The organism is Thermoanaerobacterium thermosaccharolyticum DSM 571, assembly GCF_000145615.1.
Lineage (GTDB): Bacteria > Bacillota > Thermoanaerobacteria > Thermoanaerobacterales > Thermoanaerobacteraceae > Thermoanaerobacterium > Thermoanaerobacterium thermosaccharolyticum.
The window spans coordinates 845,001-864,527 of sequence record NC_014410.1 but is presented as its reverse complement, the minus strand read 5'-3'; the positions used below and the strand labels follow the sequence as shown (position 1 = coordinate 864,527).

Below are 19,527 nucleotides of genomic sequence, written 5' to 3'. Positions count from 1 at the left end.
AAATATTTAAACATTTATTTTGTTTACAATCAAGCTTGTCTTAAAAGGATATATGGAATCTGTAGGACATTTTTCAACACACGCCATGCATGATACGCATTTTTCATAATCTATCTTAGCTAAATTATCTATGACATGCACGGCATCATAATTACATGCTCTTTCACACGCTTTGCATCCTATACATCCAACTGTACACACTGGCCTTACATTTTTGCCTTTATCAGTATTAGAGCATATAACCCTTGTCTTAGTGTTTGCATCAACTAACTCTATTATATTTTTAGGACAAGCATCTACACAAATCCCACACCCAGTGCATTTATCCTCATCAACAACAGCGACTCCATCGCCTATTACATGTATAGCGTCAAATGGGCACAATTTTTCACATGTTCCAAGGCCAAGACATCCAAAACGGCACCCTTTTGATCCATCTTGGTACTGCACTGCTGACCTGCAGTCATCGATACCAAAATATTTATATTTTTCTAATGCATTTTTTCTAGTACCATTGCACTTAACAAATGCTACCATCTTTTTATTACTAACATCTGTTTTGACACCAAGAATAGCCCCAACTTTTTTAGCAGCAGATGCTCCTCCCACTTTACATCCGTCTATTGGTGCATTACCTGTTGATACTGCATGTGCGAATCCGTCACAACCTGGATATCCACATGCACCACAATTAGCACCAGGAAGGGCATTTCTTACTTCAACTTCTTTTTGATCAACCTTAACTTCAAATTTTTTAGATGCGTATGCTAAAACTATTCCAAATACTAAACCCATTCCTCCAAGGCTTGCTAATGGCAATATCAAATATGGCAATATTCCACTCATTCAAAGCACTCCTTTATATTAATCCTTGAAAACCGAGAAAAGCTATTGACATTAAGCCAGCACCAATAAGCGCTATCGGAAATCCCTCCAACACTTTTGAAATTGGCGCAAGCTCTAGTCTTTCCCTTATTCCAGCATATAAAACAATCGCAAGCGTAAATCCTACAGCTGAACCAAATCCATTCACCACTGACTCAATGAAGTTATAGTTTTGTTGAACATTTAAAAGTGCAACACCTAAAACTGCACAGTTTGTCGTTATAAGCGGTAAATATATGCCTAACGCTTGATGCAAAGCTGGACTTGATTTTTTTATTACCATTTCTACAAATTGTACCAGTGAAGCTATTACAAGTATAAACGCTATTGTCTCAAGGTAAGATAAGCCTAGTGGCACAAGTATCATATTATACACTATGTATGCAAAAGCAGATGCTATTGTCATGACAAATGTAACAGCTATACCCATTCCAAGTGCTGTCTCAACATTCTTTGAAACACCGAGAAAAGGACATTCACCTAAAAATCTTACTAATACGAAGTTATTTACAAGTATAGAACTAATCAGTATAAGTATAAGCTCTGTCAGCATGTGATGCACCTCCCAACAATGCCTTCTTTTTTATTGCCTTCTCTCTTCTCTTTTTTTGAACGCCTTCCATTAATCTAAAGAATCCAAGAAGAAGACCTAATGTTATAAATGCTCCTGGAGGCATGATGAATATCAAAGCAGGTTGATAATTTGGTCCAAACAGTGATATTCCAAATATCGAACCATTCCCTATTATCTCTCTTATGGACCCCAATATAAACAACGCTAATGTAAATCCTAAACCCATACCAAGTCCATCTGCAGCAGACTGCAAAACAGTATTTTTATAAGCAAATGCTTCAGCTCTTGCCATTATTATGCAGTTTACAACGATAAGGGGTATATATATTCCAAGGGCTTTGTCAAGAGCTGGAGAAAATGCCTTAATAAGCATTCCTATTATGGTTGTAAAAGTGGCTATTACTACGATAAAAATAGGTATTCTAATCTTATCAGGTGTAAATTTTCTCAATGAGGATATTAATATATTTGAAAAAAATAGAACAAATGTAGCTGCTATTCCCATAGCTATACCATTTAAAGCTGCAGTTGTCACTGCAAGCGTAGGACACATGCCAATGACTTGGATAAATGTAGGATTTTCTTTCCATATACCGTTTTTAAATGTGTTAAATATACTCATAAAAAACACCTCACTTATTTGATCCAGCAATAACCCTGTATGCTTCTATGGCCGTATTTACACCTTTTGTTACTGCTCTAGATGTTATTGTAGCACCGGTTATTGCTTGAATCTGATTGTCCTGGCTTGGAACAGTCTTTACAACTACCAAATCTTTATCTGCATTTTTACCTTTATACTGTTTATTCCAGTTTGGATCTTCCGATTTTGCACCAAGTCCAGGTGTCTCCGATTGATTTACTATTGTTATGCCTGTTATTTTGCCATCTTTATTTATTCCTATCATTTCATCAACAGGGCCACTAAATCCTTTTGGTGCAACTTTTATTACATATCCAACGACATTGCCATTTGATTTTGCCTCATTTATTTCTTCTATAAGTCTTGAATCTGGCGTCAGTTTCGGATCACCAGATGTATCAAAATTAAATTTGTACTTACTTAAATCAAGTTTTGTATATTGCTCCGCTGGAAGTACAGCTTTCATTGCTTCCATATTTGTATTTTCAAGCTGTTTTGCGATAGGTTTTTCAGTAATGAAATTAAAAAAGCCTAACACTATTGCAGCTATACCTGTAATAATTAAAAGAGTAATACCCGTCTTTAAGATATCATTTTTACTACTCATTAGTTTTTACCTCCCCGAATACTTTCGGTGTTGTGTATCTATCTATGAGAGGTGTAGCTATATTCATTAGAAGTATAGAATAAGATACACCTTCAGGATATCCGCCATAAAGCCTTATAATTGAAGTAAAAACGCCACATCCAATTCCAAAGATTATCTGGCCTTTAGGAGTAACAGGTGATGTAGTATAATCTGTTGCCATAAAGAATGCACCGAGAATAAGTCCTCCTGACATGATATGGTATAATGGATCACCAGTAAATAGACCATTCTTGCCAAGCACCCATGTTAATATTGCAACTGTTAAAATATAACTTAAAGGTATTCTCAGAGTTATTACCTTTCTTTTAAGGAGATATGCCGCACCAATCAACAAAGCTAAAATTGATACTTCTCCAATTGTACCACCTCTTAGACCTATAAACATATTAAAAAGTGAAGGTAGCTCACATGATGATTCAGTACCTTTGATTATGGCAAGGGGTGTAGCACTGGCTATCCCATCCACAGTAAAGCGGCTCATAGGTACTGGCCATGATGCAAGTAAAAAAGCTCTTGCTGCTAATGCTGGATTCATGAAATTATATCCCAATCCGCCAAATACTTGCTTAACTATTGCTATTGCAAATATAGACCCAATAGCCGCTATCCACCATGGTATTGATACAGGAAGATTAAATGCCAGTAGTATTCCCGTGACAACCGCACTAAAATCGTTTATCGTTACATCTTTATGTGTCAAAATTTGTATTACCGCTTCTGTCGCAATCGAAAAAACAATACATAATACCGTTATAAATAACGCACGGATACCAAAAATTATGATGCCTGCTATAAGTGCTGGCATTAAAGCTATTACAACATCAAGCATTATCCTTTCAATACTATCTTCTGACCTGAAATGAGGTGATGACGTGACATATAATTTATTTTCCATTGTCTTTTATGACCTCCTGCAAGTTAATATATTATTACCAACCTCCAAAACTTACTTTTTTCGTTTTCTTAAGATTTCACGCTTTGCCAATCTGATTGATTCAACAAGCGGTCTTTTAGATGGGCAAACATAAGAACAGCTTCCACATTCTATGCAATCAAGTGCATGATATTCCTCACATTTATTGAAATCATTTTTCAAGGAGTACGCGCTTATAAAAAGTGGTAATAAGTTCATAGGACATGCATCTACACACCTTGCGCATTTAATACACGGTTTGGGATCTTTTAAAGCTATCCTGTCTTCCGGTAATACTAAAATTCCTGACGTACCTTTAATAACTGGCACATCAATAGAATACTGTGCAATCCCCATCATTGGTCCGCCAGATATCACTTTTCCTGGAATGCCTTTGAATCCACCACAACATTCTATTAGCTCCCTAAATGGTGTACCAATCTTGACACGAAGATTTTTTGGTGTCATGATTCCTTCGCCAGTTACAGTGACAACACGTTCTATAAGTGGTTTCCCAAATTTTATAGCCTCTGCAATAGCAAAAGCTGTTCCTACATTGTCAACAACAACGCCAATATCGGCAGGCAATTTACCCGAAGGAATTTCTCTACCAGTTATCGCTTTTATAATATGTTTTTCAGAACCTTGTGGATATTTTGTTTTTAATACGGCGACCTCCACACCCGCATATTCTTTGCAGGCCTTTCTTATTTCCTTTATGGCATCTTGTTTGTTATCTTCTATCCCAACATATCCTTTTGATGCCCCTAATGCTTTCATTATTGCTAAAAGCCCATGTACAATATCAACAGGTTTCTCCAGCATAAGACGGTGATCAGCCGTCAAATAGGGTTCACATTCAGCACCATTTAAAATGACGATGTCTATTTTTTTGTCTGGAGGTGGATTAAGTTTAACAGCAGTTGGAAACATAGCGCCACCCATACCTACTATGCCAGCGTCCCTGACAATTTGCCTTATTTCTTCTGGTTTTAAATTATCTATATCTTCATTTGGCTTAATATTGTCATCATAATTAAATTCGCCATCTGACTCAATAACAATAGATTTTACCAGCTTACCGCTTGATGATGGTCTATCTTCTATGGCAACTACCTTTCCCGATACACTAGAATGTACTGGAGCAGAAACAAATCCATTCGCTTCACCGATTTTTTGCCCGACTTTAACGTAGTCATTTACTTTAACCAATGGTGTGCATGGAGCACCTATATGCTGTTGCAAAGGTATGATAACTTGTGATTTTGGTAAATGTTCTTCGATTGGATATTTATTAGATAATTCTTTATAAGATCTCGGATGTATTCCACCGAAAAATGTATATTCCCTTGTTTTCAATGTTTACACCTCTTTTTAAAATAATTAAATTGCTTCATTAAGATTTTTGCCTCTGGTATTATTTATATTTTTCAAAGATACTTTTGAGATACTCAATGCTTTCAACCACTTCTTTCCGATCTTTATAATTGTTTCTGTACACCTCCATTATAAGCGATCCTCTGTAATCGATATTCTTTAACTCTTTATACAGTCTCCTAAAATCAAAATTTCCTTTACCAGGCAGATGCAATTCACCACTTAAATCGTAATCACACAAATGGACATTTGTAAGCTGCTTTTCCATGGTTTTAAGATAGTCAAAGGGATCCTTTTTGCTTTTCATTGCCTGTTTTATGTCTAAGGTAAAATATATATTTTTGCTGTTTGTGACTTGTTTTATGGATGTTGCAAATTCAGGATACGAAAACCAGCACCAATAAACATTTTCCCAAGAAAATTTAACTCCATATTCTCCGGAAGTATCAGCTATATAATCTGTATATTTTGCGATTTTCTCAAAATCTATATTAGGAAGTGTATCTTTTTTAAGTGCCGGCCCATGAAAAACATAGATCTTTGAGCCGAGTATCTTGGCAGCTTTTAACACTTTTAGAAGCATCTTTGATGCATCCTTCCTTTGCCTCGATGTTGCTGAGAAAAGCTGCGGTTCAAACTGTGTCCCTATGGCATGTATAGAATTAACCTCGATTTCATATTTATCAAGGTTATCTTTCATCTCTTTGCAAAAATCTTCATCATACTCACTGTAAGATTCTAAAAAAACTTCAACTTTTTTAATACCCATATTTCCAATGATCGGAATAGTTTCTTCTGTAAGATAATCCGGGTAAAAGCAAGCAGTCGATATGCCAACTTCCATTTGATCACCATCCTAAAATCTTAACAATAACTACTTAATATTATACTAGAAATTTTTTTCAGAAAAACATAAATTTAAAGGATATGCCTTATAGACATATCCTTTTTGTCACCTTTTAAGCCTTTTTTCCAATTCTTCTTTTTCTTTCTCATAACCAGGTTTGCCTAAAAGCGCAAACATATTTTTCTTATATGCTTCTACTCCAGGTTGGTCAAACGGATTTACTCCATTTAAGTATCCGCTTATGCCGCAAGCCATCTCAAAGAAGTAAACCAGATATCCAAAGTTGTATGCAGATATCTCTGGAACATTCACTATTAGATTTGGCACGCCGCCATCATTGTGAGCAAGTACCGTGCCTTGAAAAGCTTTCTTATTGACAAAATCTATCGTATTTCCAGCCAGGAAATTAAGTCCATCTACATTGTCCTTGTCTTCGTCTATCGTTATTTCTTTTAGCGGTTTTTCTACATTTATAACCGTCTCAAACATTATCCTGCTTCCATCTTGTATAAATTGCCCCATGGAATGAAGATCCGTCGAAAAATCTACTGATGCAGGATATATTCCTTTGTGGTCCTTGCCTTCACTTTCTCCAAAAAGCTGTTTCCACCATTCGGAAAAATAGTGAAGCCTCGGCTCATAGTTTACTAAAATTTCAACAGATTTGCCCTTCCTATAAAGCGCATTTCTAAGTACAGCATACTGCATGCTTAAATTGTCTTTTATATCAGGTTTTTTGAAAATTAATGATGCGTCATATGCACCTTTCATCATTTCATCAATGTCAATGCCTGAAGCTGCTATAGGAAGGAGTCCTACTGCCGTCAGAACGGAATATCTGCCACCTACATCATCAGGAATCACAAATGTCTCATAGCCTTCTTCATCCGCCAGTTTTTTAAGAGCACCCTTTTTTCTATCTGTTGTGACATATATCCTAGATTTAGCTTCTTCTTTTCCATATTTCTTTTCTAGAAAATCCCTGAAGACTCGAAATGCAATAGCAGGTTCTGTAGTAGTACCAGACTTTGATATGACGTTTATAGATACATCTTTGCCATCCAGAACTTCTAATAAATCTTGAAGGTATGTAGAGCTTATGCTGTTTCCTGCAAAATATATTTCTGGCGCCTTTCTAACTGATTGTGGCAAAATATTGTAAAATGAATGTGTAAGCATCTCAATAGCTGCCCTTGCGCCTAAGTACGAACCACCAATTCCGATTACGACAAGTGCATCTGAATCAGATCTTATTTTCTCTGCAGCTTTTTTGATTCGAGCAAATTCTTCCTTGTCGTAATCCCTCGGCAAATCAACCCAACCAAGGAAATCGCTTCCCTGCGCAGTCTTATTTAGCACCATATCAAGTGATAATTGCGCCTGTTTCTCTAGATATGATATTTCATGCTCATTTACAAAATTCAACGCATTGGAATAGTCAAAGTTTAATACATTTGTCATATGTAAACCTCCAATCTTATTTTACATCTCATATTTTATACTATATAAATTATATTATCAAGCTTTAACTTAGAAACAAGTCACCTGCAATGTTTTTGCCTGTCTTTGTCTTAAAATTCTTTTCTACAATATTGCTGACCTTTTCTCTATCTTTATACAATTCATCCTCTTCTATATTTACCAGAAGATCAGATTCCCATATTATCTGAAAATCAAGTCCATCATTTTTAGATGCCGTATGATGACCACCTATAATATAACATACTCTTTCTATTATACCCTCGTCCTCATTGTTTTTCCGCATAATCTCTCTTGCAATGGCCGGTCCCTCTATTTCCTGATATCTTCCGGATGAGCTACCATATTTTTCTTCAGCTTTTTTGATGCCGATATCATGCAAAATTGCGGTAATATACACGATCTTCTTGATTTTTTCATCAGTAATATTTTCGCCATCCACTATTCTGTCAGCAAAGCTAAGCACTTTTAATGCATGGTTTATTCTTTTTAAGTCAATGCCGTAATAATCTTTAAGTTCCATAATATATTTTAATCTCGACATAATATCATCTCCTATAAGTTTAGTTAAATTCAATTAATTAGTGCCTCCACCTGAAGAACTGTGATTCTGTTTTTTCTTGTAAAGATAATATGCTGATGCAATTACCACGGCTGACACTATTGGCTCTACATCTACACATTGGCACTCAACGTCAAAGCCGTCAATTGTACCACCTAGCCTTCCTGTTGCGGTAGACCCTTGGAAATTTATAATGACATCAAATCCACCAACAGCGCCTCCACACCTGCCGTAAACTGTATTTCCATCATAGTGAAGGTTCAAGTCATGTCCATCGATGCTGCCGCCAATTCTCGCATTAACAAAATCATTTCCAATGCTACCTGTTATATCTTTACCAAAAATAGCTCCTCCAAATCTTCCATTGATGTTGCCATCTGTCATAGAATACTTTATGTCTATATCGTCTCCAATCACTGAACCTCCGATTCTTCCGTCAATTTTTCCGTCTTCTACGAGTGCATATATGTCATATCCCGCAAAGACGCCACCTATCCTACCTTCAATACTACCCATTCCATATCTCCCCCTCTCATTATAACAATATTTTTACATATTCATATTTTACCGTCAATAAATATTTAACCAAATTTTGAAATTGTTTTTTTAGTGGTTATAATATTAAATGGAGGTGTTTTATATGGATGCATTAGAAGTATTAAAGCAAAGAAGAGCTGTAAGATCTTTTGAAGATAAACCAATTCCAAAAAACATACTGGAAGATATTATTGACTGCGGAAGACTTGCTCCATCTGCAAACAATGTTCAACCTTGGCATTTCGTCGTTGTAACTGACAAGGAAACTCTTAAGTATATTTCTGAAAAGGCTACATACGGCAAATTTATTAAAGATGCTGCAGCATGTGTAGTTGTATACTGTGAAAAAGAAAACATCCACCATCTAGAAGATGGTGCAGCAGCAACTGAAAATATCATACTTGCAGCAAAAGCATACGGCATCTCTTCATGCTGGGTAGCAGGGTATGATCGGACATATGAAAAAGACATAAATGAATATTTAAATGTTCCATCAAACCTTAGAATGATCTCAATTATTGCTTTAGGCTACAGTACGCAAAATCCGTCTCCAAGAAATAAAAAATCTTTAAGCGACGTACTGCACTGGGAAAAATTTTAAAAAACTCGGCTTAATGCCGGGTTTTTGTATATTTTTTTGTTCTTTGATAAAAATATACTTAAGAAAAATACTTGATAAATTTTATTTCAGACTATATAATTGAATGTGATTAATTGATAATGATTATCATTATAAAATGGAGGTGAGCAGTTGGCAAGAACAATAGTACCAAAGCATAGAATGTGCAGAATTGTAGGACATCCCCTATGCGGTAGTCCAAAATGTCCTTCGTTAAAGCGGCCGTACGCTCCTGGACAGCATGGGCTAGCTAGAGGCAAAAAGCTTTCTGAATACGGTAGAAGACTTCTTGAAAAACAAAAGCTCAAATCAATCTACAACGTTAAGGAAAGACAGTATAGAAGGTATTTTGAAAAAGCACTAAAAAGCAAGGAACCGACAAGCGAAAAACTTCTTTCACTTCTTGAAAGGCGCCTTGACAATATTGTATACAGGATGGGCTTTGCTCCTACAATATACTCTGCACGTCAGCTCGTTTCGCATGGCCATATTTTAGTAAATGGCAAAAAAGTAAATATCCCATCTTATGAGGTAAATGTCGGAGACGTCGTCTCCGTTAAAGAAAAAAGTAAAAATATGCCCCTTATAAAACAAAGCATCGGCACAAATGATATTCCACCATATATCAATGTCGATGTGGATAAAATGGAAGGCAAATTAATTAAATTGCCAAGAAGAAGCGAAATTCCTGTAGAAATTGACGACCATTTATTAGTAGAATTTTACTAAAGCCTGGTAACGGTAACCCAGGCTTTATTTCTTTTAAATTTTTCTTATAAGTGATAAAATAATTTTAGAAAATTTTAAGAAAGAAGGGGTATATTGCAAAACGTCGCTCATCGATTTTTAAAATACGTAAAGTATGAAACAACATCAGATGAAAACTCTTCAAAATGCCCTAGTACAGATGGGCAAATGGTTTTTGCCAAAGACTTGGCTGCTGAATTAAAAGCTATCGGGCTTACAGACGTATCCGTCGATGAAAATGGATATGTAATGGGAACTGTACCATCTAATATTGATAGGAAAATACCAGTAGTAGGCTTTATATCACACATGGACACAAGCCCTGATATGTCTGGAAAAAATGTAAATCCGCAGATAATCGAAAACTACGATGGCAAAGACATAATATTAAACAAGGATAAGAATATCGTTTTGTCGCCAAGTGATTTTCCAGAATTAAAAGACTACATAGGAAAAACACTGATCACGACAGATGGTACAACACTGCTTGGTGCCGATGATAAGGCTGGAATTGCTGAAATAGTAACCGCCTATGAATACCTCATATCACATCCTGAAATAAAACACGGGACTATAAAAGTATGTATAACGCCAGACGAAGAAATCGGACGCGGTGCAGACAAATTTGACGTAAAAAAATTCGGGGCTGATTTTGCTTATACAATCGATGGTGGAAAATTGGGTGAATTGGAATATGAAAACTTCAATGCAGCATCTGCAAAAATAATAATACACGGCCGAAATGTACATCCGGGAACAGCAAAAGGCAAAATGAAAAACTCTGTTTTAATAGGAGTAGAGCTTGCTTCAATGCTGCCGCTGGAAGAAACACCGGAAAATACAGAGGGATATGAGGGATTTTATCACATAAATAATTTTAATGGTAATGTAGAAGAAACACACTTGTACTACATAATAAGGGATTTTGACAAAGAAAACTTTGAAAATCGCAAAAATTACTTGTTAAATTTGATAAACAAATTAAATGAAAAATACGGCGAAGGCACAGTAGAAATAGATTTAAAAGACCAATATTACAATATGAGAGAAATCATTGAAAAAGACATGAGTATAGTTGAAATTGCACTAAAAGCTATAGAGAAAGCAGGCGTAAAACCAGATGTGTCTCCTATCCGCGGCGGCACTGATGGAGCAAGGTTATCGTACATGGGGCTTCCAACGCCTAATATATTTACAGGAGGCCATAATTTTCACGGCAAATATGAATACATACCTATTTTTGCGATGGAAAAAGCTGTTGAAGTTATATTGAATATAGTAAAGCTTGTGACAGAAAAGTAAATCTAAAAAGGGCTCACTATTGGGCCCTCTATTTCATTTAAGCTTTTCTTTCAAAAAAGCAGCAGATTCATCGATAGCCTTCCTTTGCCAGTCAAGCCTGCTAAATGTATGATCTGATCCATCTATCGATATTCTACGTCCATTTTCTTTGTAAACTGTCTTTAAAATCTCCTCAGACACAGTATACGGAACAGCTTCATCTTTTGTGCCGTGAACTATTAGCACGTCTTTGTCATACCCTTTCGCTGACTCAAATATATCAATATCAGCTATGTCAAGCACAAATCCTTTCCCAAGTGCGAACCCACCAATATCAACAAAGCCATGTTCATTAAGCAAATTTCCTGCTTCACTCTGAGATTGAAGCATTATTGCATCTCTCATATTAAAAGCAGGAGCCCAGAGTACCAATGATTTTACGACGTCTTTGTATTCCTTTGCTATAATGGCAGCAATGGCACCACCCATGCTGAAACCCAGTATTCCGATATTATTGACATCTGTCAGAGGATCGTTCTTTACAAATTCTACTATATGTCTTGCATCTTCTACTTCACCGCTAAATGTCATGTCAATAAAGTCTCCATCGCTTTCACCTGAGCCGTAGAAGTCAAAGCGGAAACTGCCTATGCCTACCTTCTCCAACTCTCTTGACAACTTTACAAAAATAAAGTGTGACTCAACTTTATTGCCTGTAAACCCATGAAACATAACCACCATAGGAGCTTTGCCATGTGTACCGTCTGGCATATGCATCATACCCCTCAATGTCCTAGATCCATATGTCAGTTCAACAGACTTTTGCATAATATCACCTCCACCCATTTTTCTAAATTATACCATATTTCATAAAAAATTAAAAATATTATTTAATAAATCATCTTGTTTTATGACATTAACATTATTTTGAAACATATTATTCTGAGCACAGACTGCCAATTTATATCCAACATCTATATTAAACTGCTTAAAATAAAACTTATTTTTATTTTCTCCATAAAGCTTAATTTCTTTTTCTAATTTTACAGTAAATGATTTTAATGGAACATAAAGTCCCTTGCCTAGTGCCTTGACATAGCTTTCTTTTAGTGTCCAAAGAGTAAAAAAGTAGTCTATTTTATCATCCTTTTTCATCATATCATTACACTCTTCCATCGAAAAGAAACGCTTTGCCACATTTAAATTGATATCTCTTACCTTCTCTATGTCAACGCCTAAATTATCACAATCTACAGCTATAGATGCCCACTCTCCTGAATGGGATATACTAAAAAATATATTTTTGCCTTTTAAAAAAGGTTTCCCAAACTCATTCTTATAAAATACGATATCGCTGTTTTTTAGTCCAAATTCTTTTACTAATGTCACTCGAAGCATTGCCTCTGCCAAAAGAGTCCTCAGTGCATCATCAAATTTCTTAATCTTTTTAACTCTCCATCTCTTTTCTTCTGACACTGCCTCTAATAATTTACTATATTCTTCTTCGTCTACATTTCTCGTGATTTTTGTAGCGTACACTTCCACCATTATAAATTCCTCCAAAAGCCGTCAAGATATGCTTCTATATTATTTTTATTGACTTTAATATACGGAAACCATTCCTTAGGAAATAATTTTATATAGTTCTTATGCAAAAATCTTTCATCTATAAGCAAAATAACACCTCTATCAGTCTCAGTTCTAATAACACGACCTGCTGATTGCATCACTTTATTAAAGCCAGGATAAAGGTAAGCAAACTCATATCCAAGCCCATACTTTTCTTCGAAGTAGTCTTTTATTATATCTCTTTCAAGACATATTTGAGGAAGACCGACACCTACAATTATAACGCCGATTAATCTATCATTCTTCAAATCAATGCCTTCCGAAAAGATACCTCCTAGCACGCAAAAGGCTATGATTCCCTTTTTCTCATCTTCAAACATCTTTAAAAAACTCTCTTTGTCATCCTCACTCATACTGCTCTCCTGCTTGATTATCATGTTCGTTCCTCGATCTTTATAAATCTCATATATCATGTTCATATACTCATATGATGGAAAATACACAATATAATTCCCTGGCTTTTTCCACACAACTGCATCAATATACTCCGCTACTTTTTCTCGCGTATTTTCTCTATCTTTGTACTTTGTAGATACATCATCTGCTATAAGAATCATTCTGTTTTTAGTATCAAAAGGTGAATCTAAGCAAATTGCGTAATCTTCATGGCTCCCTCCTAAAAGCGACTTATAGTATGTAATCGGAAGAAGTGTGGCAGAAAAAAATATTGTCCCTCTGACTTTCTGAAGCGTTTGACTTAATAATTTAGACGGATCCAAGCAGAATAGCTTAATTTTTACATCATCACCATCTTTTTCTACGTACGTCATATATGACGAATCATACATATCAGAAATTTTCAAATAAGATAATGATTTAAAATACAAATCTATAAGCTCATCGCATTTGGATGATTTTTTATTATTTACAAGGTACAATTCAGCTTCACCTATAAACTGCCTTAAATAGCCATCCAAAGCAACTTGTTTTTCTTTCGCCACAAAAAAATTATTTTCACCGCACTGTTTTTTCATTTGAAGAAAAATAGAATTAATCTTCGATAATACCTTCTCTATTTTACTGCTTTTCCCTTGCATCGACTTTTTTAATGATAAAAACTCTTTTTTAAAAAGCTCTGCAGAAAACATCTCCCTTGACCTGTCTACAAGGTTGTGGGCTTCATCCACAAGTAGAGTAAAATCGCTCTTATCTTGAAAAAATCTTTTTATCCCGACATTTGGGTCAAAAACATAATTGTAATCGCAGATTACAACATCAGACCATAAAGATAAGTCTAGTGAAAACTCAAATGGACATACCGTATGTTTTTTTGCATACTCCTCAATTTTTGCCCTGCTAAAATCATCTTCATTTAAAATCATATCCATTATAGCATCGTTTATCCTATCATAATGGCCTTTTGCGTATGGGCATGACTCAGGGGTGCATTCAGTCCTTTCATTTAAACATATCTTCTCTTTTGCAGTGATATCAAGCGTCTTAATTCTTAGCCCCTTATCCCTTAGCATCTTAAACGTCTCATCTGCAACAGTACCAGCAATTGTTTTAGCCGTCAGATAAAATATCTTTGACGTCATCCCTTCCCTCATAGCCTTTATCGATGGAAAAATTGTAGATATTGTTTTACCTATTCCGGTAGGCGCTTGTACAAAGAGTTTTTTCTCTCTTTCAATCGTCCTGTAGACAGTTACGGCTAGCTTTCTCTGACCTTTCCTGTAATTTTTATAAGGAAAATCTATCTTCTCTATGGAGCTGTTTCTTTCATTTATCCAACTGTATGATATCATTGCCCAGTTGTAAAACTTTTTTAAAAGATCTTCAAAAAATGCTTTTAGCTCATCTATAGAATACGTGTATCTCAAATATTTAATCTCATCATTATCAATCTGATAATACGTTAGTTGAATATTTATCGCAACCAAATCGTTCTGAATAGAGTATATATAAGCATAGCATTTTGCCTGTGCCAAATGTAGCGGATTGTAATTATCATCAATGTCATTTAGTTGAGCATTTGTAGTTTTTATTTCGTCTATCGTAACATTGCCGTTTTCAATAATGATGCCATCCGCACGGCCTTCAACAGCAAGGATAAAATCATCGTACTCTGCTTCGTACTTTAATGAGACTTCTTTCGTATAATTTTCATTTTTAGATTTCTGTATCTTTCTATGAATCCTTGCCCCTTCTAGCGCTCTTCTATTGCCGTTTCCGACAAACTCACTGTTTAAATCACCACTGCGCAATATAAACTCTACCAAGTCTCTAACTGAAACTTTTATCTTCTCTTTAATCATTACATCCAGCCTTTCATAAAGTCCATCCAACCAAGGACGGTTCTTGAGTTGAATTATAACATAAAATTATGTTTGATGGTATAATATAAATTGAACACTAATAGAAAGGATTGTTTATGTAAATGGAACTACCATTAGAACTTATCACTGCCATAGAAAACGAAACAGAAGCTATACCTACAAATAAATTAGCAGCTTTAGTTTCGGATATTTCTAAGCGATACCGTGATAAAAACTATTCTGATAAATTTTTAAACGGATATGATGAAACAATCGCTTATGTCGTATACAGGATGCCTGCTACGTACGGCGCAATATACACTGTTTTAAATCATGTAAAAGAAGTATATAATGATTTTCGCCCAAAATCTCTTTTAGATGTAGGGGCAGGCCCTGGAACAGCCATGTGGGCGGCAACTGCTATATGGCATGATATTGATCAAATAACGCTTCTGGAAAAAGACGAAAACATGATAAATATCGGCAAAAAGTTATCTTCTAATTCACATTATGATTCTATCAAAAACGCAAAGTGGCTAAAAATAGATTTAAATAGATCATTTGACGCTCACAGACACGATATCGTCATTGCATCGTATTCCATTGGTGAGCTAAATGAAGATGTACAGAGTAAAATAATAAAAAAACTGTGGGAAAGTGCTAATGATATACTGATCATTATAGAGCCAGGAACTAAAATCGGCTTTTCTAGGATAAAAAGAGCCCGGGAAGCTCTGATATCGCTTGGTGCGCATGTAATCGCACCCTGTCCGCATGATAAAAAATGTCCCATAAAAGATAATGATTGGTGCCACTTTTCCTCGCGCATACAGCGAACAAGCTTGCACAGAAAGGTTAAAAATGGCGAACTTCCATACGAGGATGAAAAATTTTCGTACATTTGTGTGTCAAAAAAGCCTTGCAAAACAATAAAAAGCAGAATCATAAGACATCCGCAGATAAGAAAAGGCCACATAATATTGGATTTGTGCACAAAGGATAGCATCAAGAAAGTCACGGTCACAAAAAGCCATGGAGATATTTATAAGAAAGCCAGAAATATGAGATGGGGTTCTGCTTTTGAATGAAAAAACGCATGTTGCCAATAAACTTTAATAGCTCTTCTCAGTTGTATTTCTCGACAAATTTTGCTGGTGTAAGTATCTCCGGCTTTTCAATCTTCAAATCATAAAAATCTTTATCACCTGTAATTAAAACATCTACATCTTCTGTGATAGCCGACACCAGAACAGGCAAATCTTTTTTATCGCGAATATCTGGATATTTGTGTATATATATTTTTTCAATTGTATAAGTATACTCAAAAGGCAATTCTGAAAGAAATGTGTCTAAGTCTTGGTATTTTGCAGGAAATTTTCGTCTGATTACCATCTTAAGCTCATCAATAACATATGATGGCAATACAATAGTATGTTGATCTGTAATAATGTCGACTAATTTTTTCATTCTGGATGTAGGAAAAAGAAAAATTAAAATAAGAACATTTGTATCAATCATTATTCTCATAACGTTCTTTCCACATTTCTTCTCTTATTTCATTTACCATATCCACTACATCCTGCTCATTTTTCAAACCAAGTCGTTCGGCCTCACCTTCAAAAGCTTTTTGAATGTTCATAAAAGCTACCTTTGCAGCATTAGCAAAAATAATTTTATCACCTTCTTCAATAAAAATTACTTTATCACCGTCTTTAAGATTAAGCTTCTTGCGAATATCAATAGGAATCGTAATTTGGCCTTTACTAGTAACTTTTGCAATTTCCATCTTCCACACCCATTCCTTACTTTCCTTACTAATATTATATTCTTTTTATGTAAAAATATCAACTTTCAGAAATGAATCAGTGGATTGGAATTTTTTCAAAGAGCAGTGATTTCACTTTCACGACAACTCATTTCATGTAAACAAGCTTGATGTAAAATAACTAACTGTTTTTTTCCGCTATTACATCCTCATCTGTTATACTGCTGCACAATAATGGAGAATTGACATCATACCTAGTCATATTGTCATTGACAACATTGCTACTGTAATTTGCATAGCAATAGATACACCTATGCATACACGTATTATAAGCTCCTATATCCACACTAGAGGCACAACCACATGCTTTTCTTTGATTTTTGTCTTTTCCATCCTTAATATTACGTCCAGAAATTTCCTTAATCAGATTAGGATCGATGCATTTTCCATGCTCTATTCCAAATTGAGACAAATCTATTTCTTCTGCGCATGTTTCAATTTTGAGAGAATACGCTTCTGCAATTTCTCCAATCCTTTTGGCTATCCTTATTTTATCTTCATCGCTAATGTCAAAAGCGCCTATCGTCCCAAGGCCTTTCTTTGCTTTAGGGTAAAAATCCACAAAGCTTATGATACACTTTGATGTATAATCTTGAAGCTTCGATGCCAATACTTCAAAATATTTATAGTGATATTCCTCGCTAATAGCTTCAGTTATAATGATAGGATCGTATCTCCAGATAACCCTATTGGGTCCTATTTTATCTGATAATCTCCTAAATGTATCTATTATTTCCGATTTCTTCGGGACATTTTTCTCAACTTTATCATCATAAGGATTCAACGTAAACTGAAAATAATATGGATATCTATCAATAATTTGAAGATTATCAATCATATTCGCCGGATTTTTACTCCAAAACACAAAGCAATCAACTAATTCCAAAGATAAAGGTACCTTGCTTACATAATGTAAATTAAAAGGATTCCTAACCAAAACATAGCCTTCTTTAATTCTATTGTAAAACCAATCGCTGTAAAACGCAGGTATATCCGTCCTTCTGCTTGCACTTATTATCATACATTAACCTTCCTTTTTATAAAGACCGCTGTGATAACAAATTACATACTTCTTATAATTTCCAACATATTGCATACAAACTGCTACTCAAATCTGTGTTTTTACCTTGTAAAAGAATTATACTTTTCATTATAGCCTTTGTCAATTTAAAATATCTTCTCAAATCATGAAATCCATGTAATAAGTCAGTCTTTAAATAGTTATCTTTCTCATCAATCATTAGTTTATAAAAACTTATTAAAGAAAATACTTGACTTTAGCGTTAATATAGTACTATAAATAGTATAGTGCTACGCAACAATTTGTTTTAAAGGATAATAGGAGGATTGGCAGATGGATGCAATTGACTTATTGAAGAATAGGAGAAGCTGCAGAAATTTTTCTGATATCCCCATCGACGATGATGTTTTAAATGACATATTAGAAGTTGGTTTAAATGCCGCCAGTGGAGGCAATACTCAGCCATGCACTATAATTAAAATAAGGGACAAAGATAGAAAATCAAAGCTTAAAGATTTGCTCGGACAAAATTTTATTGAAAAGTCTGATACTGTTTTAGTATTTCTTTTGGATTTTTATAAGCAGAAAAGATGGTGCGAAATAAATAAGGCGCCTTACGGGCGGAACAGATCTTTTTTGGAATTTATCATCTCTTTAGAGGATGTAATGTGTGTTGCACAAAGCATTGAATGTGCATGCACTTTAAAAGGTATAGGCAGTGTTTACTTAGGTACGCCGAATCTACGCTATGAGGAAATAAAAGAGCTTTTAGAGTTGCCAGAGCTTACAATCCCTGTTCTCGCTATGTGCCTTGGAAATGTAAAAGGTACGCTAAATTCCAGAAAAAAGCTTCAAAAAGATGCAGTCATTTTTGACGAGAAGTACAAGAAATTAAACGATGACAAAATTGAAAGATATTATGAAGAAAAATACCAAAATAACAACACATACATCAATGACAAAAATAGCTATTTGATAGATGAACTTTACAATATCGCTTCAATGGTTGGAGGAAAAGACTTTGCAGACAAAGTGAAAGCAAATGTTGAAAAAAATGGCTACATAAATCCAGCTCAAAAATTATTCGGTCTTCATTACAATCCTATAGAAATGATAGGAATGAATCAGTGGATATGGAACTTTTTCAAAGAACAAGGCTTTGATTTTCTAGATGAAACATTTCACATTAATAGACTGGATGTGAAATAATTACGTTTTTATTTTTACAGCCTCTAATATTTAATAAATTTACCACACATAGTCTGTTTGATGATTCCCTTGGTCAAGAACCGGTAAATCGAGCATTGAATATACAAGACTGCTCATTTGTTTAGTTTCATCCAAAATGATATCAAGATTTCTGTTAGCCTTTTCACCTTCTGCAATTTTATCTTCTATTGCTTCTACATATCCACTTATAAGAGGCTTATCGTGTTTTAAGCTCATGTGAAGCATTCGCAATGAAATTTTGTTCTCATTTGATCAATTTTTATTTCTTTTTCAAGCTGCAGATTTGTTGACTTAAAATATAAAAATAATACTTATCTATTGCATATACGGCACACTGAGATGTTGAATAGATGTTGAGGTCACGACCAGGCAATTTTGTATTGGTGAACCTACTCCATCCTATAGAGGATGAAGCTTCCTACTTCATAGACCGTTGCCTACTGTTATTCAC

The 19,527-nt window shown here is 35.0% G+C and carries 22 protein-coding genes; 5 read left to right on the top strand and 17 right to left on the bottom strand.

The features are described 5' to 3' along the window. Positions 1-6: 6 nt before the first annotated feature. The 10 genes from TTHE_RS04215 to TTHE_RS04170 form a co-directional block, all read right to left on the bottom strand. Positions 7-846, bottom strand: coding sequence for an RnfABCDGE type electron transport complex subunit B (locus TTHE_RS04215; RefSeq protein ID WP_013297360.1), 840 nt, complete (start codon positions 844-846; stop codon positions 7-9). A gap of 13 nt (positions 847-859) precedes the next feature. Next, complete coding sequence (rsxA, locus tag TTHE_RS04210) at positions 860-1,438, bottom strand: electron transport complex subunit RsxA (RefSeq protein WP_013297359.1); 579 nt, start codon at positions 1,436-1,438, stop codon at positions 860-862. Next, positions 1,407-2,081 carry an electron transport complex subunit RsxE gene (gene rsxE / locus TTHE_RS04205; protein ID WP_013297358.1) on the bottom strand — a complete coding sequence of 225 codons (675 nt, stop codon included), beginning with the start codon at positions 2,079-2,081 and terminating at the stop codon, positions 1,407-1,409. The genes rsxA and rsxE overlap by 32 nt, the downstream gene beginning before the upstream one ends. 10 nt (positions 2,082-2,091) lie before the next feature. Then, the gene (locus TTHE_RS04200) at positions 2,092-2,709 is read right to left on the bottom strand and encodes an RnfABCDGE type electron transport complex subunit G (protein ID WP_013297357.1); all 618 of its coding nucleotides are present in this window, start codon (positions 2,707-2,709) and stop codon (positions 2,092-2,094) included. Further along, a complete protein-coding gene (locus TTHE_RS04195) occupies positions 2,702-3,646 on the bottom strand; it encodes an RnfABCDGE type electron transport complex subunit D (protein ID WP_013297356.1) in 945 nt (314 codons plus the stop codon). The genes TTHE_RS04200 and TTHE_RS04195 overlap by 8 nt, the downstream gene beginning before the upstream one ends. A gap of 51 nt (positions 3,647-3,697) precedes the next feature. Beyond that, entirely contained in the window at positions 3,698-5,023 is a 1,326-nt protein-coding gene (gene rsxC / locus TTHE_RS04190) for an electron transport complex subunit RsxC (RefSeq protein WP_013297355.1), read from the bottom strand. A gap of 58 nt (positions 5,024-5,081) precedes the next feature. Beyond that, complete coding sequence (locus TTHE_RS04185) at positions 5,082-5,885, bottom strand: sugar phosphate isomerase/epimerase family protein (protein ID WP_013297354.1); 804 nt, start codon at positions 5,883-5,885, stop codon at positions 5,082-5,084. A gap of 108 nt (positions 5,886-5,993) precedes the next feature. Beyond that, complete coding sequence (locus TTHE_RS04180) at positions 5,994-7,349, bottom strand: glucose-6-phosphate isomerase (protein WP_013297353.1); 1,356 nt, start codon at positions 7,347-7,349, stop codon at positions 5,994-5,996. 64 nt (positions 7,350-7,413) lie between these two features. Then, entirely contained in the window at positions 7,414-7,911 is a 498-nt protein-coding gene (locus TTHE_RS04175) for an HD domain-containing protein (RefSeq protein ID WP_041587535.1), read from the bottom strand. Positions 7,912-7,944: 33 nt separating this feature from the next. After that, positions 7,945-8,445, bottom strand: coding sequence for a hypothetical protein (locus tag TTHE_RS04170; RefSeq protein WP_013297351.1), 501 nt, complete (start codon positions 8,443-8,445; stop codon positions 7,945-7,947). Positions 8,446-8,569: 124 nt separating this feature from the next. On the opposite strand from TTHE_RS04170, the gene TTHE_RS04165 reads away from it, so the two are divergent. From TTHE_RS04165 to pepT, 3 genes are all read left to right on the top strand, one after another. Further along, positions 8,570-9,067 (top strand): nitroreductase family protein, encoded by a 498-nt coding sequence (locus TTHE_RS04165; protein ID WP_013297350.1) that lies wholly within the window; start codon positions 8,570-8,572, stop codon positions 9,065-9,067. A 150-nt stretch (positions 9,068-9,217) separates the two neighbouring features. After that, the gene (rpsD, locus tag TTHE_RS04160) at positions 9,218-9,814 is read left to right on the top strand and encodes a 30S ribosomal protein S4 (RefSeq protein WP_013297349.1); all 597 of its coding nucleotides are present in this window, start codon (positions 9,218-9,220) and stop codon (positions 9,812-9,814) included. 93 nt (positions 9,815-9,907) lie between these two features. Beyond that, positions 9,908-11,134 carry a peptidase T gene (gene pepT, locus TTHE_RS04155; protein WP_013297348.1) on the top strand — a complete coding sequence of 409 codons (1,227 nt, stop codon included), beginning with the start codon at positions 9,908-9,910 and terminating at the stop codon, positions 11,132-11,134. Between the two features lie 33 nt (positions 11,135-11,167). Here the strand turns inward: pepT and TTHE_RS04150 are convergent, their stop codons facing one another. From TTHE_RS04150 to TTHE_RS04140, 3 genes are read right to left on the bottom strand one after another with little or no spacing between them, the layout of a single operon-like run. Then, on the bottom strand, positions 11,168-11,941 hold the full coding sequence (locus TTHE_RS04150) for an alpha/beta hydrolase (RefSeq protein WP_013297347.1): 774 nt from the start codon (positions 11,939-11,941) through the stop codon (positions 11,168-11,170). A gap of 39 nt (positions 11,942-11,980) precedes the next feature. Next, complete coding sequence (locus TTHE_RS04145) at positions 11,981-12,661, bottom strand: 4'-phosphopantetheinyl transferase family protein (RefSeq protein WP_013297346.1); 681 nt, start codon at positions 12,659-12,661, stop codon at positions 11,981-11,983. Further along, positions 12,661-15,000 (bottom strand): helicase C-terminal domain-containing protein, encoded by a 2,340-nt coding sequence (locus TTHE_RS04140; protein WP_013297345.1) that lies wholly within the window; start codon positions 14,998-15,000, stop codon positions 12,661-12,663. The genes TTHE_RS04145 and TTHE_RS04140 overlap by 1 nt, the downstream gene beginning before the upstream one ends. Positions 15,001-15,122: 122 nt before the next feature. Between TTHE_RS04140 and TTHE_RS04135 the strand changes: the two genes are divergently transcribed. Next, positions 15,123-16,088 carry a small ribosomal subunit Rsm22 family protein gene (locus tag TTHE_RS04135; RefSeq protein ID WP_013297344.1) on the top strand — a complete coding sequence of 322 codons (966 nt, stop codon included), beginning with the start codon at positions 15,123-15,125 and terminating at the stop codon, positions 16,086-16,088. 37 nt (positions 16,089-16,125) lie between these two features. Here TTHE_RS04135 and TTHE_RS04130 read toward each other — a convergent pair whose 3' ends face one another. The 3 genes from TTHE_RS04130 to TTHE_RS04120 all read right to left on the bottom strand — a co-directional run bounded on the left by TTHE_RS04130 (position 16,126) and on the right by TTHE_RS04120 (position 17,846). After that, positions 16,126-16,527: a putative toxin-antitoxin system toxin component, PIN family gene (locus TTHE_RS04130; RefSeq protein ID WP_013297343.1), complete on the bottom strand. Its 402-nt coding sequence runs from the start codon at positions 16,525-16,527 to the stop codon at positions 16,126-16,128. Beyond that, positions 16,511-16,786 carry an AbrB/MazE/SpoVT family DNA-binding domain-containing protein gene (locus TTHE_RS04125; protein ID WP_013297342.1) on the bottom strand — a complete coding sequence of 92 codons (276 nt, stop codon included), beginning with the start codon at positions 16,784-16,786 and terminating at the stop codon, positions 16,511-16,513. Before TTHE_RS04125 ends, TTHE_RS04130 begins: the two co-directional genes overlap by 17 nt. A 160-nt stretch (positions 16,787-16,946) precedes the next feature. Beyond that, entirely contained in the window at positions 16,947-17,846 is a 900-nt protein-coding gene (locus tag TTHE_RS04120; RefSeq protein WP_013297341.1) for a DUF1848 domain-containing protein, read from the bottom strand. Between the two features lie 333 nt (positions 17,847-18,179). Here TTHE_RS04120 and TTHE_RS04115 point away from each other — a divergent pair, with 333 nt between their 5' ends. Beyond that, entirely contained in the window at positions 18,180-19,055 is an 876-nt protein-coding gene (locus TTHE_RS04115) for a nitroreductase family protein (protein ID WP_013297340.1), read from the top strand. 39 nt (positions 19,056-19,094) lie between these two features. Here the strand turns inward: TTHE_RS04115 and TTHE_RS04110 are convergent, their stop codons facing one another. Further along, positions 19,095-19,301 (bottom strand): hypothetical protein, encoded by a 207-nt coding sequence (locus tag TTHE_RS04110; RefSeq protein ID WP_196793657.1) that lies wholly within the window; start codon positions 19,299-19,301, stop codon positions 19,095-19,097. Positions 19,302-19,527: the final 226 nt, after the last annotated feature.